At 38.6% G+C, this 15,543-nt stretch carries 15 protein-coding genes; all 15 read right to left on the reverse strand.

Features of this window, described 5'->3' with window-relative positions; translation table 11 throughout:
- Positions 1–437 precede the first annotated feature (437 nt).
- A complete protein-coding gene (gene lysS / locus ACFVR1_RS18130; RefSeq protein WP_387586038.1) occupies positions 438–1,928 on the reverse strand; it encodes a lysine--tRNA ligase in 1,491 nt (496 codons plus the stop codon).
- Between the two features lie 170 nt (positions 1,929–2,098).
- Positions 2,099–3,130, reverse strand: coding sequence for a tRNA dihydrouridine synthase DusB (gene dusB / locus ACFVR1_RS18135; protein WP_387586039.1), 1,032 nt, complete (start codon positions 3,128–3,130; stop codon positions 2,099–2,101).
- Between the two features lie 2 nt (positions 3,131–3,132).
- Positions 3,133–3,351 (reverse strand): helix-turn-helix domain-containing protein, encoded by a 219-nt coding sequence (locus ACFVR1_RS18140; protein ID WP_387586041.1) that lies wholly within the window; start codon positions 3,349–3,351, stop codon positions 3,133–3,135.
- Positions 3,303–3,821: a 2-amino-4-hydroxy-6-hydroxymethyldihydropteridine diphosphokinase gene (folK, locus tag ACFVR1_RS18145; RefSeq protein WP_387586042.1), complete on the reverse strand. Its 519-nt coding sequence runs from the start codon at positions 3,819–3,821 to the stop codon at positions 3,303–3,305. The genes ACFVR1_RS18140 and folK overlap by 49 nt, the downstream gene beginning before the upstream one ends.
- Entirely contained in the window at positions 3,818–4,183 is a 366-nt protein-coding gene (gene folB, locus ACFVR1_RS18150) for a dihydroneopterin aldolase (protein WP_387586044.1), read from the reverse strand. The genes folK and folB overlap by 4 nt, the downstream gene beginning before the upstream one ends.
- 5 nt (positions 4,184–4,188) lie before the next feature.
- Positions 4,189–5,046, reverse strand: coding sequence for a dihydropteroate synthase (gene folP / locus ACFVR1_RS18155; RefSeq protein WP_387586045.1), 858 nt, complete (start codon positions 5,044–5,046; stop codon positions 4,189–4,191).
- Entirely contained in the window at positions 5,030–5,884 is an 855-nt protein-coding gene (gene pabC, locus ACFVR1_RS18160; RefSeq protein ID WP_387586047.1) for an aminodeoxychorismate lyase, read from the reverse strand. The genes folP and pabC overlap by 17 nt, the downstream gene beginning before the upstream one ends.
- A 1-nt stretch (position 5,885) precedes the next feature.
- Complete coding sequence (pabA, locus tag ACFVR1_RS18165; protein WP_387586049.1) at positions 5,886–6,476, reverse strand: aminodeoxychorismate/anthranilate synthase component II; 591 nt, start codon at positions 6,474–6,476, stop codon at positions 5,886–5,888.
- The gene (locus ACFVR1_RS18170) at positions 6,473–7,846 is read right to left on the reverse strand and encodes an anthranilate synthase component I family protein (protein WP_387586121.1); all 1,374 of its coding nucleotides are present in this window, start codon (positions 7,844–7,846) and stop codon (positions 6,473–6,475) included. Before ACFVR1_RS18170 ends, pabA begins: the two co-directional genes overlap by 4 nt.
- 301 nt (positions 7,847–8,147) lie before the next feature.
- The gene (gene cysK / locus ACFVR1_RS18175) at positions 8,148–9,071 is read right to left on the reverse strand and encodes a cysteine synthase A (RefSeq protein ID WP_387586050.1); all 924 of its coding nucleotides are present in this window, start codon (positions 9,069–9,071) and stop codon (positions 8,148–8,150) included.
- A 1,041-nt stretch (positions 9,072–10,112) separates the two neighbouring features.
- On the reverse strand, positions 10,113–11,039 hold the full coding sequence (locus tag ACFVR1_RS18180; protein WP_387586052.1) for a peptidyl-prolyl cis-trans isomerase: 927 nt from the start codon (positions 11,037–11,039) through the stop codon (positions 10,113–10,115).
- Positions 11,023–11,904: an Hsp33 family molecular chaperone HslO gene (gene hslO, locus ACFVR1_RS18185; RefSeq protein ID WP_387586053.1), complete on the reverse strand. Its 882-nt coding sequence runs from the start codon at positions 11,902–11,904 to the stop codon at positions 11,023–11,025. The genes ACFVR1_RS18180 and hslO overlap by 17 nt, the downstream gene beginning before the upstream one ends.
- Complete coding sequence (locus tag ACFVR1_RS18190) at positions 11,905–12,687, reverse strand: type III pantothenate kinase (RefSeq protein WP_387586054.1); 783 nt, start codon at positions 12,685–12,687, stop codon at positions 11,905–11,907. It abuts the gene before it with no gap.
- A gap of 113 nt (positions 12,688–12,800) precedes the next feature.
- Positions 12,801–14,798, reverse strand: a complete 1,998-nt coding sequence (gene ftsH, locus ACFVR1_RS18195) for an ATP-dependent zinc metalloprotease FtsH (protein WP_387586055.1) — start codon at positions 14,796–14,798, stop codon at positions 12,801–12,803.
- Positions 14,799–14,999: 201 nt separating this feature from the next.
- Positions 15,000–15,542, reverse strand: coding sequence for a hypoxanthine phosphoribosyltransferase (hpt, locus tag ACFVR1_RS18200; RefSeq protein WP_387586056.1), 543 nt, complete (start codon positions 15,540–15,542; stop codon positions 15,000–15,002).
- Between the last annotated feature and the right edge of the window lies 1 nt (position 15,543).

Raw genomic sequence — 15,543 nt, forward strand, 5'->3', positions numbered from 1 at the left:
ATCAAACTCTCCATAATAGAGAACTTAAAAAGCTCATTTTGTTTTGCTGGCATCATCATTAAATGATGTCAAAATTGTTTTGCTATCAAACTAACGAAGTTAGTCTTTCAAGCTGTATGTCTTAACGTTTTGCATGTTCAGTTTTCAATGTTCATGTTGTGTTTTTGTTGCCGTGTCGTTTTGGCGACTTTAATATCATAACAAGTTTCGTTATCAATGTCAACAACTTTTTTATTTCTTTTTTTGAAGAAGTCATTAATGAAAATGACAACTTGATAACTATACCACCCTCTAATGTATCTGACAAGGGTTTTTCTGCACTTTTTTTAAAAAGAATTTACTTATAATATTCAGCACAATATCTAGTAGATATTAAAAAGGCGAGGCACTATAAATAGTAGTACCTCACCCTCCTATTATAAAGACTTCTATATTAATTAATCTTTATGTCGCATTGTTGGGAACAATAATACATCGCGAATAGATGCAGCGTTAGTTAATAACATAACCAATCTGTCTATTCCAATTCCTAAACCACCAGTTGGAGGCATCCCATATTCTAATGCTTCTAAGAAATCTTCATCCATTTCATGTGCTTCATCATTACCTGCTTCTTTTTCTACTAATTGTGCTTCGAAGCGTTGACGTTGATCAATTGGATCATTTAGTTCTGTAAATGCATTTGCATGCTCACGTCTAACAATAAATAGTTCAAAGCGATCTGTAAATCGACCATCTTCCGGATTTTTCTTCGCAAGAGGCGATACTTCTACAGGATGGCCATATATGAATGTCGGTTGAACTAATGTTTCTTCTACTTTTTGCTCAAAGAATTCATTTAATACATGACCTACTTCCATAGAAGGTTTTACTTCAACTCCATGTTCTTTCGCTAACGACTGTGCTTCTTCCTTAGTCATTTCATTCCAGAAGTCCACTCCAGTCGTTTCTTTTACCGCATCCGCCATATGCCAACGTCTCCAGCCTGGTGCGAGATTGATTTCGTCCTCACCGTATGTAACTGTAGTAGATCCCAATACTTCCTGGGCAACATGCGATACTAAATTTTCTGTCAGATTCATGATGTCTTTATAATCAGCATATGCTTCATACAATTCAATCATCGTGAATTCAGGATTATGACGCGTTGAAACGCCTTCGTTTCTGAATACTCGTCCAATTTCATAAACTTTTTCTAGTCCGCCTACTATTAAACGTTTTAAATGTAACTCAATTGCAATACGCATATATAGTTCCATGTCTAGTGCATTATGATGTGTAATGAATGGACGCGCTGCCGCTCCACCCGCAATAGAATGCAATAAAGGCGTTTCCACTTCTAAGTAACCTTGACTATCTAAGTAACGACGCATAGATTGAATGATGCGACTTCTAGTTATGAATGTTTTTTTGCTTTCTTCGCTTGTCATTAGATCTAAATAGCGTTGACGATAGCGCTGCTCAACATCCTTTAAGCCATGGAATTTCTCTGGCATTGGGCGTAGTGATTTTGTTAAAAATGTGAATTCTACAGCTTTAACCGATAATTCACCTACTTGTGTACGGAATACATTTCCTCGCACACCTACGATATCACCTAAGTCCGCTGAGTTAAATAATTCGTATGCTTCTTCACCGATTGCATCTTTACGTACATAAATCTGTATTTGACCACCAAAGTCTTGAATATGAGCAAATCCAGCTTTACCTTTTCCACGCTTTGTCATAATCCGACCAGCAATTACGACTTCATGTGCAGTTTCTTCTAATTGTTCTTTCGAAAAATCAGCAAATTCAGCAATCACTTGATCACTTAAATGCGTACGTTCGAATTTACTACCAAAAGGATCTAATCCTTTCTCTTGTATTGCAGTCATCTTTTGTCTTCTCACCAAAAGTTGATCGTTTAATTCTTCTACATTAGACATGTTCGTCACTCCTCCACTACCTATTATCCGCAAGTATCAATCTATTACGTTGAACTTATTGTACACAATTTCTGCACGCTGTTCACCTTTTTCCTACACCAGGAAATATTTTTCATTATTCAGATTATAAAACGAAATGGAAAGAGCCATCACTTGAAGTGATAGCCCCTTTAATATGAAACAAGAATAGATTCAGCATCGTTGTATTCTTGCGATACTTCTTCTGCAAAATAGTTCAAGTAGTCTTTTAACTCTTGAGCAGACTCTGTTTGGTTAACCATATTTCTCGCTCGTCCATTCCCTCGAATACCTTTTAAGTACCAAGCAGCATGTTTGCGCATTTCTCGTACCGCAATGTCTTCACCTTTTAAGGCAGTTAAGCGATCAAAGTGTAATAGGCACACATCAATTTTTTCTTGTACAGAAGGTTCCGGTTTAAGTTCACCAGATTCCAAGTATTCAACCGTACGATAAATCATCCATGGATCTCCAAGTGCTGCACGACCAATCATTACTGCATCTACACCAGTTTCATCCAACATACGTTTTGCATCTTGAGGAGTATTTACGTCGCCGTTTCCAATGACAGGAATATTTACTGCTTCTTTCACTTGTCGGATCAGATCCCAATTCGCATACCCTTCATACATTTGTAAACGTGTACGTCCATGTACCGCTACCGCCGCTCCTCCTGCGCGTTCAACTGCGCGAGCATTCTCTACAGCATAAATATGATCGTCGTCCCAACCAGTACGCATTTTCACGCTTACCGGTTTTTTAACATTATCCACAACTGTGGACACCATCTCGTAAATCTTGTTCGGATCAAGAAGCCATCTAGCTCCCGCCTCGCATTTAATGATTTTATTTACCGGGCATCCCATATTAATATCAATAATGTCCGCCGAGGTATGTTGATCTACATATTTAGCAGCAGCAACTAGCGTTTCTTTTTCTCCACCAAAAATTTGAAGTGATAATGGATTTTCACGTTCATCAATATAAAGCATACTTAAAGTCTTTTCATTTTTATAAACAATCCCTTTATCACTGATCATTTCCGCGTAAACTAACCCCGCACCAAATTCTTTAACAGTTAATCGGAATGCTGAGTTACATATACCCGCCATCGGTGCTAAAACAACACGATTATCCATTTCAAAGTTACCAATTTTAAATGGTTTTGTTGATGCAATTGACATATTCATTCACCTTCTTTTATTTCTCCTATTAATTCGCCTAGCTGTATATCAAGAACAGAAGAAATTTTTTCTAGCTGCCCCTCATTCGGAACTCTTTTTCCTTGTTCTATTTGACCAAGTATAGACACTGAAATATTCATTTCTTTCGCAAGTTCAACTTGGCTTAATCTTTTCAATCGTCGAAATGCACGAATGCGTCTACCCCATCGAATGTTTTCCATAAATGAACGCCTTCTTTCTGAAGAAGTGCAAGCTTCAATAAAGAATGGTTTGTTAGAGGCTCAACTAATTCTGAATTTAATTCCACAAGAGGAACGAGCACAAAACCTCTTTCCGTCATCCTAGGATGCGGAATAATGAGGTCCTCTGTTTTCATAATCTCTTCATTATACAACAAAATGTCAAGGTCTACAGTCCGTGGTCCCCACCGAATCTCTCGGGTACGCCCAAGTTCTTCTTCAACTTCATTGCATTTTTTTAATAATTCATGAGGTGTAAGTTGCGTTTCAAGCTCCACTACAATATTTAAAAAAGCCGATTGATCTACATAACCAACAGGATCTGTTTCATAAACAGAGGACACCCGATTCACTCGTATACTTCCCGTTTCATTTAGCAATTGAACAGATCTTTTAAGATAATAAAATCGGTCTCCAATATTCGAGCCTAGTGATAGATATGCAATATTCATAGCTTACCTCTCGTAATATCAACCGCAACGGAAGCATAATGACCTGCAATCGGCGGATTTGGCTTCACTAAATGAATACGACAACCAGTTACTTTTGCTTCGTAATCCTTTAATATTCTTCCAGCTATCTTCTCCGCCACTGCCTCTATTAATAAATAGGGTTTTCCTTCCACTATCTCCTTACAAAGTTCAAAAACCTCTGCATAATTAACGGTCTCATCGAGACTATCCATTTCACCAGCTTTTTTTAAATCGCAAGCTAACGTGATCGTTACACGGAAAATCTGACCTAGCTTCGTTTCTTCTGGTAACGCTCCATGATATCCGTAGAACTCTAAATCATTTAAGTGTATGTAATCCATAAATATTACGCCTCACTTTCCTTATATTCCACTTTTCCTGTTAGTGCATCCATCATCTTCGTCATACGTGTAATTTCTTTCACGTCATGTACACGCACCATATGACAACCAAGCTGCAAACCATAGCAAACAGTCGCACCTGTTCCTTCTATTCGTTCATCAACTGGAAGATTGAGCACATTTCCAATTAGTCGTTTACGAGAAGTCGCAAGTAAAACTGGATAGCCCATATCTACTAACTGTCCTAAATGCTGCATCATCCAAATATTTTGGATTGTAGATTTCCCAAAGCCGATACCAGGGTCTAACCAAATATGTTCATCAGGCACTCCCGCCTCTTTTGCAATTTGAATACTTTCTACTAAATCTTGTTTTGCTTCTGCCCAGAAATCGTTGTATTCTTCGTTGTCTCTATTATGCATTAATATTATTGGAACACCCATCTCTGCAGCCACCATTGCCACTTTCGAATCTCTCTTTGCACCCCAAATATCATTAATGACATGGGCGCCAGCTAAAACCGCTGCTCTTGCAACCGCTGATTTGTAAGTATCAATGGATATAATCGCATTTACCTCTGCTCGGATTGCTTTAATAACCGGAACAACACGCGCTATTTCCTCTTCATCTGAAATGGCTGTATGACCTGGTCTAGTAGATTCTCCACCTACGTCGATAATTTTAGCACCATCCGCAACCATCTGTTTCGCTCGAACAACAGCTAATTCAACCTCATTAAATTTACCACCATCCGAAAAAGAATCAGGCGTGACATTTAATATACCCATTACAATCGTTTCTTTTCGAAAATCTAATATAACCCCTGCAGCTTCAAATGGCCTCGTATTATATTTTAAATTCATCTTCTGTACCTTCTTTCTGAATACACTTAACATACGCCTCATGAAGCGTAGCATACACAGGTCCTCGATTACCTAAAAAGTACTTCTCTTCTATCTTTTTAATAGGGACAATTTCTTGAATTGAATTTGTAATAAATACTTCATCCGCTTTCTCTAGTACATCTTTTGTAAATAAACCTTCCTCTACTACGAATGGAGAATCTTTTATCAGCCAATCCCGTGTGATCCCCGCTAAAATTCCTGTATCCAAGGACGGTGTATATACCTTTCCTCCCTTAGCCCAAAATATATTTGACGTAATTCCTTCTGCTACAAATCCATCAGAAGTTAGAAAGAAACCTTCTAAAGAGGCAAGCGAGGGAACTTCAAATCGCGCTTTTACATTATTTGCGTAATGATGGGATTTATGACGTATTGGACTTTCGGGAGAATTTCTCAAGGTTTCAAGCCATACTGCTGATTTTTCCGTTCCTCTAGGAACAGCATGCAATGCTTTTCGGAATAAAATCACTGTTGGCTTTTCATAATTAGAAGGCTGGAGTCCAATATCTTGCACACCCGCCGATATATTTAATCGAAAATAACCGTCTTCATTATTATTTGCCAATGATAACGCTTCTATCGCCTGTATCAGAGTTTCTTTTTCATATGGCATTGTAATACGAAAATCAACCATTGCACGAGTGAGTCGGCTCCAATGCTCTTCCCATAAAAATACTTTCCCATTATACGTACGAAATGTCTCAAAAAAACCAAGCCCATACAAAAAACCATGATCATACGGAGAGATAGTTAGTTCATCCGCTCTGTATAATTTTCCGTCTTTCCAAGCGTCCATATTAGTCCCTCTCCATCATAGAAGGACTGTATGTTTCGATAAAGTTTTGGATAAGCTTTTTTCCTTCCTCAGTCATTATCGACTCTGGATGAAATTGTACACCTTCTATGGGAAACTCTTTATGACGTAGCCCCATAATTTCCCCTTCCTCTGTCCATGAGGTCACCTCTAAACATTCAGGTAACGACTCTTTTTCTACAAGTAATGAATGATATCTTGTTGCTTGAAAAGGATTTGGCATATTCGCATTAACCCCTTTTCCATCATGAAAAACAGGCGAAGTTTTCCCGTGCATTAATCTTTCTGCACGAATTACATTTCCTCCAAATGCTTGTCCAATCGATTGGTGTCCCAGACAAACACCGAATATTGCAATCTTACCTGCAAAGTGTGTGATTGCCTCTAAACTAATTCCAGCCTCATTAGGAGTACAAGGACCTGGTGATACAACAATTATATTTGGCGCTAACTGTTCAATTTCAGCAATCGTTAACTCATCATTGCGAACGACCTTCACTTCTTCTCCGAGCTCTCCTATATATTGAACGAGATTGTAAGTAAAGGAATCATAATTATCAATCATCAAAATCATTGTTTTCCTCCTTCTGCCATAGCTTTCGCTTGCCATAATGCTTTCGCTTTGTTTAAAGACTCTACGTATTCAGCACTTGGTATAGAATCTATTACTATTCCCGCTCCCGCTTGGATATAAGCCATCCCGTCTTGAATAAAGGCGGTTCGGATAACAATATTTAATTCCAAATCCCCAGAAAATCCTAGCCAACCAATGGATCCAGTATACAATCCCCTACGAACTGGTTCTAACTCTTCAATTATTTCCATCGTTCTAATTTTCGGGGCGCCCGTAATTGTTCCACCCGGGAACATCGCTCGGATAATATCTGTATTAGATGTGTTAGGACGTAGTGTCCCTTTCACATTCGAAACAATATGCATAACATGTGAATACCGTTCAATAACCATAAACTCATCCACTTCTACAGAGCCATAAGTAGATACTCTTCCTAAATCATTTCTTTCTAAATCAACAAGCATGACATGTTCTGCTCGCTCTTTTTCATTGTCAATTAATTCATTAGCCAAAGCTATATCTTCTAGATTATTTTTTCCGCGCGGTCTTGTTCCTGCAATTGGACGAGTAGACAAATCGATTCCTTTCTTCTTAACTAATAGTTCTGGTGATCCAGATACTACAGCGAATTCTGGCGATTGAATATAAGCCATATATGGAGATGGATTAAACGCACGAAGAGCTTCATACATAGAAATTGGCTCGACCTCTAATTTTTTGGATTGTCGAACAGATAGATTTACTTGAAATACATCACCTTGTGCAATGTATTCTTGCACTTGACGAATGGCAGATTCAAATTCAGGTTCATTTACAGACACAAATAGTTCTGCTTGATCATCAACTACTTCAGTTGCAGTACCTGGTTGAAATAGTCGTTCTGCCCTTCCACTTGCGGCCTTCAGTTCTTCTTCCATATCGGCTAAATCTACATCACTAGTTGATAGTTTCATGCATGTAACAGTTTCTGCTGCAACATCAAGAACAGCCCAGAAATCAAACACATAAAAATAAATATCCGGAACATGCAAGTCATCCACCGCTAGACTAGGTAGAACTTCTATTTTACGAGCGTAATCGTAACTAATAAAACCAGCAGCTCCGCCTTGGAAATCCGGTAAATTTTCTTGAGAAGGAATGTAGTAAGACTCCACGAGCTTTTCCAATTCGTAAAGCGGTTCACCTAAACGCACCTCGTCTTCTCCGCTTCGCCATTTTATATGTAAACCAGTATCTACTGATTTTGTCACTGCAATTGGATTCCAAGCCGCAACACATAAATGTCCGCCTCTGCCACTTTCCAAAAATAAATGATGTGATTCTTCTTTCGTTATTTCTTTATACGCATAAAAAAAAGCTTCTTTCGACATGTTGAAAGTCCGTGTTTGTAATTTTAGTGAATCCACTTTTCTTAATCCCCCTAAAAAACGATTTGCATTCATCTTAACTTGAAATCGCTACTTTTCGCCACATAAAAAAAGAGGAAGCACAAATAGCTCCTCTCTTTGTCTATAATTGATGACTTAATTTAACGGGCTAACCTAAGACTTAATAAAAAGATTGTCAGTCGAGGCAACCTAAATTCGTGACATCCATATCGCACAGTAGAAAAACTTTTCAGAAACAAGAAAAACCTTCTTTTGAATGCGAGAGTTTCATATCAGACCTAAATTAGTCTTCGAATTGGTATAGTGGTGTACTTAAATAACGCTCACCATTATCTGGAACGATTGCAACAACTTTTTTACCTTTTCCAAGTTGTTTTGCAAGTTGAAGCGCTCCGTAAATAGCAGCTCCTGCAGATACACCACCAAGAATACCTTCCAATTTTGCAACTTCGCGAGATGTTGCATAAGCATCTTCGTTGGAAACTTGAATAATAGAATCATACATTTTTGTATCTAGTACCTCAGGAACGAACCCAGCTCCAATTCCTTGAATTTTATGGGGGCCAGGTTTACCGCCAGATAAAACATTCGAATCTTCTGGTTCTACTGCAGCAATATGAATATTTGGGAATTTTTCTTTTAATACGCCACCCGCACCAGTTATTGTTCCACCCGTTCCAATTCCTGCTACAAAGCCGTCTAACTCATCAAATGCTTCCGCAATTTCGGGACCAGTTGTTAATCGGTGAATTTCTGGGTTCGCTTCATTGTTAAATTGTTGAGGCATAAACCATCCATTTTCATTTGAAAGTTCTTCCGCTTTCGCAATAGCACCTTTCATTCCGTCTGCTCCAGGTGTTAATACTAAATCTGCGCCATAAGCACGAAGTAAGTTTCTACGCTCTAAGCTCATTGTATCTGGCATTACCAATACTGCTTTATAACCTTTTGCCGCTGCAATCATCGAAAGGCCTATGCCAGTATTACCACTAGTAGGCTCAATTATTGTGCTACCTTCTTTTAACTTTCCTTCTTTTTCTGCCGCTTCAATCATGGCAAAAGCAATACGATCTTTTACGCTACTTCCTGGGTTGAAGAATTCTAATTTAACATATACTTCTGCATCCTCAGGGCTTGAAACTCTGTTTAATTTCACTACTGGCGTTTTACCAATCAATTCAACTACGGATTGCGCTAACTTTGCCATTATCTCACTCCTAATCCCTACTATTTTAATAGGTTTTATTTTTTTAATCATACCAATTACAGAGAATAAATGTCAATAAAATAACATTCCAGAAAAGAAAAAATTAGAAAAGCCGAGCAAAAAGACGCCCGGTCCTTTCAAGAAAAGTAGCATATGAATGTCGTTGCTTTCCACTATTGCGGACGCTTTTCGCAGGCATGGCTTCAGTCTCCTCAGGCCAACACTATGTAGGTCACAAAGGCATTGCCACAAGAGGTGGCGTTCTTTAGCCTATGTTCCTGCGTGGCCTTCCGTTATAGAGTGGCATGATCACTACGTTTACTTAAACTAATTCTATCCTCTTAGCGATAGCTTAGCTAAATCATGAGTGAGACCGGTGAGCCAACACAACGAACGCGTATCAGTGGTGATGGTTCATCGCTCACCCCGCTGAACGCGTTCACCTGAAACGGAAATCCGCGGTATTATTTAATTCTCTAAAGTACTATCAGCATTAGTTAGGGAACTACATTTTATCCGGATGCACAAAATTTCACCAAGCAATAGCATCTCTTATTCAACAACGATTACAGGATAGATGATCATTATTTCTATCTTCTTACCGATAGCTGGGCTCAATCTTCTCGTTAAGTACTACTCACTTAATGGATTGTAGTGAAAGGTGACGACTCCAGCGGGATGAGTGAGACAGATGAGCCATCGCAACGTACGCGTAGCGGCGGTGAGGGCTCATCGCTCACCCCGCGGAACGCGTTGAAATCCGCGGTATTAATTAATTCTCTAAAGTACTATGAACACAGTTTCGCAGGATAATATTCCATATACTTTCTTTTAAGAAATGCGAAAGCACCCTTTTAATTACATGTTGTCTTCACTAATTCTTGAGTGCTTTCGACGAAACATTGGCTACACTATTTACGTAGCCTGAGACGACCAACAAGTGTTGGCACAGGCGACTCGATTCTTCGCCCGCAGTAAGCTTCGGAAAACAACTCGGTGGAGGACGTTATAAATAAAAAGCGTACTCTATAGAATACGCTTTTACTTCTCGCTATACGACCATTTGGCATCGAATTCTTGCCAAAACGCTTCTGGGGTAACTGATTGAGTAAGCTGTTCTAGAGCAAGTTCTCGGTGAATGTGATCTTTCACGTCCGCATAAGAGAATGATTCGCCTTTAAAAACACTTACAACTTGCACGACTGCAAATCTTCCATCTTTCAAAGCTACTATATCACTCCATTTACCCACCTCAATGTTTGGTAAAGCAGAGATAATGGCAGTATCTACCGACTGTGCATCTGCTGATATATATCCTATATCCCCCCCTAAACTTGCAGAACTAGCGTCTTTCGAGCGCTCTCTTGCCAGTCCTTCAAAAGATGAACCATTCTTGAGTTCTTTTACAACTTCTTTTGCTTCGTCCTCCGAAGAAGCATAAATAACACTTGTACGGTAGGAAGTAGGGATATTATATAAGTTTTTATTATTATCATAATATGCTTTTATAGCTTCGTCTTCTATTACTATATCCTTCGCTAAAACCTTTTCTAAAATTAAGCGAGATCGAACTTTTTGACGCATCGTTTCTTCATCATACGATTGAAGTGAAGTATCAGTTCCCTCTTGTGTAGAACGAATTAGAGCTAGTTCTAAGTCTATTTCTTGATCCGTTACTTGTATATGGTTCTTTTTAGCTGCAGCTTCCATCACTTCTGCATTCACTAAATCCAGTAATACCTCTTTCCCATACATCGATTCCATTGAAGCCATCCACTGTTCCTTCGTAATAACTTTCCCACCAACAGATGCGACTACTTCTGTTTCACTTACTTTCTCATTCGGTATTAACCAAGCAATAAACCATAGTAAATTGCCTAGAAAAAGAAGACTAAGTAGAAGAAGAACCGGTTTTGTTTTTAAATGTCGTTTTTGTTGTGGATTGAAGTTATCACGCGTTGATTTCATCGATAAATGACTCCAATTCCTCTACTGAGTATTGATATTTCTCCATACAGAAATGGCAATGCGCTTCCGCCCCTCCATCTTCCTCAATCATATCTCGAATTTCATTTTCGCCTAAGCTAATAATTGCACTACCAAATCGTTCTTTTGAACAATTACATTCAAATGAAACAGGAGTAGAGTCCAAAATCTGCACATTATCTTTTCCTAAAATCTCAAAAAGCAATTCTTCAGGAGTTAATCCTTTTTCAATCATTTTTGAAACAGGTTCCATATTATTGAGTCGTTCCTCAAGAATTGTAATCGTTTCATCATCGGTACCAGGCATTAGCTGAATGATAAACCCTCCCGCCGCTAGAATTGTATTGTCCGGATTGACCAATACACCTAGGCCGACAGACGAAGGAACTTGCTCAGATACTGCAAAATAATACGTAAAATCTTCCCCAATTTCTCCAGATACGATTGGCACTTGGCCTGTAAAAAAGTCTCTTAAACCTAAATCCTTTACGATAGTTAGTGTACCTTCCGTCCCTACTGCACGACGAACATCTAGTTTCCCAACTTCATTTAAGTCGAAATGAGTTTGTGGATTCATTACATATCCACGCACTTCACCTTTTGCATTACTATCAACTATCATTGGACCAATTGGACCATTACCTTCTACTTTGATAGTTAGCTTATCTTCACCTTTAAACATAGCCCCCATCATGACTGCAGCCGTCATAGTTCTGCCAAGTGCAGCTGACGCAGTTGGCCATGTTTGATGACGTCTTTGTGCCTCTCCCACAGTTTCGGTTGTCCGGACTGCAAATGCGCGTATACTTCCTTCATAAGCTAGTGCTCTTACTAAATAATCATTCATTTATTTCATTCCTTTTTCATTTAAGTTTCGTTGATAAATTAAATACAATCCTTTTAATGTTAAAAACGGGTCGATTATGTCCACGATAGTTGTTTCTTCACCAATTAAAGTCGCCAGACCGCCTGTTGCAATCACTTTTGGAGTGTGTTTTGATATTTTCTTCATCCGATTTACAATTCCCTCTACTTGTCCTACGTAACCATAAACAATACCGGACTGCATTGCAGCAACTGTGTTTTTCCCTATTACATGTTCTGGTCTAGCTAACTCTATTCGAGGAAGTTTACTAGCTCGAGTAAAAAGAGCCTCTGTTGATATACCAATTCCCGGAGCTATTGCCCCTCCCATGTACTCGCCCTTTTCATTTACAAAACAATAAGTCGTGGCAGTTCCAAAGTCAACTATTATGAGGGGACTACCATACTCATGAATTGCAGCGACAGCATTTACAATTCGATCTGCCCCAACCTCACGAGGATTCTCGTACTTAATATTCAATCCTGTTTTGACGCCCGGTCCTACGACTATTGGTTTAATACCAAAATATTTTTTGCACATAGCCTCTAATGAAAACATAATTGGTGGTACAACGGAGGATATAATAATACCTTCTATTTGGTTAAAGGAAATATTCGCATGTGAAAATAATGCTTTTACTTGCATACCATACTCATCTTCTGTTTTTTGGCGGTCTGTTTCCATTCGCCAATGATGGATAAGCTTTTCTTTTTCATATACACCTAAAACAATGTTTGTGTTCCCTGTATCTAGCACAAGTATCATCTAGCTTGTCCTCACTTTTCGTAAGTTTTCCAACACATCATACCATAGAAAGAGCCAAAGAAAAAAGCTGATTGCCTCGTATAGTACATGAGGCAATCAGCTAATATATTCTATTAATCTCTTCGTTCTTCTTGAATTGGATTATTCGGCTCAATTACTTGGCCATCTTCCTTCGGTAAATCAGCAGTAGATGGATCTGTTGGTGCTCCTACCGCATCCGGTACATCTTCACTTTCTTCCACTTTTACTTCATTGCTAGCTAAATCATACACACGTTCCGGAAGTGTTCCATGTTCTTCCAAATGTTTGATTTGAGCAGCATCAAGCGTTTCTACTTCTAATAACGTTGTCGCAATTAAAGTTAATAATTCACGTTTTTCTGTTAAAATTTGTTTTGTTCGCTCATATTGCTCTTTAATCATTCTTTGCATTTCCTGGTCAATTTCATAGGCAATTGCATCAGAATAATTTTGTTCTGAGTTAAAGTCACGCCCTAAGAAGACGTTTCCGCCTTGCGCTTGACCAAACTGCATTGGACCTAATTTATCACTCATTCCATACTCCGTTACCATGCTTCGAGCAATGCTAGTTGCACGTTGGAAGTCATTATGGGCACCTGTAGATACTTCCCCAAATACGATATCTTCCGCTACACGACCACCTAGTAATCCTGAGATTTTATCTAATAGTTCTGGTTTTGTCATGAAGTAACGATCTTCTTTCGGAAGCATAACCGCATACCCACCAGCTTGACCACGAGGAACGATTGTCACTTTATGCACGATTTCTGCATCATCTAGTGTTAATCCGATAACTACATGTCCCGCTTCATGGAATGCAACAATATTACGTTCTTTTTCAGAAATGACTTTACCGGATTTTGCTGGACCAGCTATTACCCGATCTGTCGCTTCATCGATGTCACTCATGTCAACTTTTTTCTTATCACGTCTAGCCGCTACTAGCGCTGCTTCGTTTAATAAGTTTTCTAAATCTGCTCCAGAGAATCCCGGAGTACGTTGTGCTATCGCTTTTAAGTCCACTGATTCATCAAGCGGCTTATTGCGAGCATGTACTTTAAGTACTGCTTCGCGTCCTTTAACATCTGGACGACCTACTGTAATTTGACGGTCAAAACGACCTGGACGAAGAAGTGCTGGGTCTAAAACATCTGGTCTATTCGTTGCAGCAATGATAATAATACCTTCATTTGCACCGAAACCGTCCATCTCAACAAGTAATTGGTTTAGTGTTTGTTCACGTTCATCATGCCCACCACCAAGACCGGCTCCACGTTGACGACCTACTGCATCAATTTCATCTATGAAAATAATACAAGGTGCATTTTTCTTCGCATTTTCAAACAAATCACGAACACGGGATGCCCCAACTCCGACAAACATTTCTACGAAATCTGATCCACTAATAGAGAAGAATGGTACACCGGATTCCCCTGCTACCGCACGTGCCAGTAATGTTTTACCAGTACCTGGAGGACCTACCAATAAGATCCCTTTCGGAATTCGAGCTCCAATTTCCACGAATTTACGTGGATCTTTTAAGAAATCTACTACTTCTACTAGTTCAGCCTTTTCTTCATCTGCACCAGCAACATCTGTAAACCTTACTTTTTTCTTTTCATTATCGTATAGTTTTGCTTTACTCTTACCAAAGTTCATCACACGGTTTCCACCGCCTTGTGACTGACTCAATAAGAAGAAGAATAAAATAATGATAATTAAAAATGGTATTAATCCTGAGAAAAATTGAACCCAGCCACTTGTTTTAGAAGTTTCTTTAACATCTACTTTGACTGATCCAGCTTCTGCCAGTGCATCAATTTTCGCTTGCAGATTAGTACTATTAGGAGGAAGTTTTGTTAGAAACTTTTCTCCATCTTTATAGCCTTTCATTTCACCTTCAACAAAATATACACCTTGTTCCGGCTGCATTGTAAAGCTTGTTACTTCTCCTTTTGAAAGTGAAGTCATAAATTCAGTATAATTAATATTTTTGGTTGGTGCGTTGCTCGTATTAAACGTGGCAAAGATCCCAACAATTACAAAAAATATTAATAGGTATAATATAGCGTAACGCAATGCTCGATTCATTCCCAGCCTCCTCACAAGGTAAACAGAAAAACTATATGTAATCTTATCATACGATTTTTTTCACGTACAATGAAAAGCCTTTCAGTTCGGTAATCAAATACGCCATGGTATATTTTCTTCCGGACTTTGAATTATTTTGCACGATTAACTCCTACACAAAACCCCTAAAGGTTTTAACTTATCCCACTAGATACAGTTAAATTAAAAAGAATAAACTTCTTTCTTTAACACGCCAACATAAGGCAAATTACGATACTTTTCAGCATAATCTAATCCGTAACCAACAACAAATGCGTCCGGAACTTCAAAACAAACATAATCTGCTTTCAAATCTACTTTTCGACCAGTTGGCTTATCCAGCAATGTAACAAGTTTTATGGACTTTGCTTTACGGTATTTAAATAGATCTACTAGATAACTTAATGTCATACCGCTATCAATAATATCTTCAATGATGAGAATGTCGCGACCCTCTACACTCGTATTTAAATCTTTAATAATTTTTACTTCTCCTGAAGATACAGTAGCGTTTCCGTAACTTGATACATCCATATAATCCATTTCAATGTACGTATCTACACGCTTCATCAAATCGGACATAAACGGCATTGCCCCTTTTAATATTCCAATAGCTAGCGGGAACTTATCTTTATAGTCTGCCGATAGTGTTGCACCAAGTTCACGAGTCTTTTCTTGAATTTGTTCTTCCGTTAATAGAATTTCTAGAATGTCTTTTTCTAACATT

The sequence above is a fragment of the Psychrobacillus sp. NPDC058041 genome (genome assembly GCF_042885655.1).
Classification (GTDB): Bacteria; Bacillota; Bacilli; order Bacillales_A; family Planococcaceae; genus Psychrobacillus.

Coding starts and splice junctions, on each gene's coding strand:
- lysS (WP_387586038.1), bottom strand. CDS start 1,928: ATGTCTAATGTAGAAGAATTAAACGATCAACTTTTGGTGAGAAGACAA.
- dusB (WP_387586039.1), bottom strand. CDS start 3,130: ATGTCAATTGCATCAACAAAACCATTTAAAATTGGTAACTTTGAAATG.
- ACFVR1_RS18140 (WP_387586041.1), bottom strand. CDS start 3,351: ATGGAAAACATTCGATGGGGTAGACGCATTCGTGCATTTCGACGATTG.
- folK (WP_387586042.1), bottom strand. CDS start 3,821: ATGAATATTGCATATCTATCACTAGGCTCGAATATTGGAGACCGATTT.
- folB (WP_387586044.1), bottom strand. CDS start 4,183: ATGGATTACATACACTTAAATGATTTAGAGTTCTACGGATATCATGGA.
- folP (WP_387586045.1), bottom strand. CDS start 5,046: ATGAATTTAAAATATAATACGAGGCCATTTGAAGCTGCAGGGGTTATA.
- pabC (WP_387586047.1), bottom strand. CDS start 5,884: ATGGACGCTTGGAAAGACGGAAAATTATACAGAGCGGATGAACTAACT.
- pabA (WP_387586049.1), bottom strand. CDS start 6,476: ATGATTTTGATGATTGATAATTATGATTCCTTTACTTACAATCTCGTT.
- ACFVR1_RS18170 (WP_387586121.1), bottom strand. CDS start 7,846: ATGTCGAAAGAAGCTTTTTTTTATGCGTATAAAGAAATAACGAAAGAA.
- cysK (WP_387586050.1), bottom strand. CDS start 9,071: ATGGCAAAGTTAGCGCAATCCGTAGTTGAATTGATTGGTAAAACGCCA.
- ACFVR1_RS18180 (WP_387586052.1), bottom strand. CDS start 11,039: ATGAAATCAACGCGTGATAACTTCAATCCACAACAAAAACGACATTTA.
- hslO (WP_387586053.1), bottom strand. CDS start 11,904: ATGAATGATTATTTAGTAAGAGCACTAGCTTATGAAGGAAGTATACGC.
- ACFVR1_RS18190 (WP_387586054.1), bottom strand. CDS start 12,687: ATGATACTTGTGCTAGATACAGGGAACACAAACATTGTTTTAGGTGTA.
- ftsH (WP_387586055.1), bottom strand. CDS start 14,798: ATGAATCGAGCATTGCGTTACGCTATATTATACCTATTAATATTTTTT.
- hpt (WP_387586056.1), bottom strand. CDS start 15,542: ATGTTAGAAAAAGACATTCTAGAAATTCTATTAACGGAAGAACAAATT.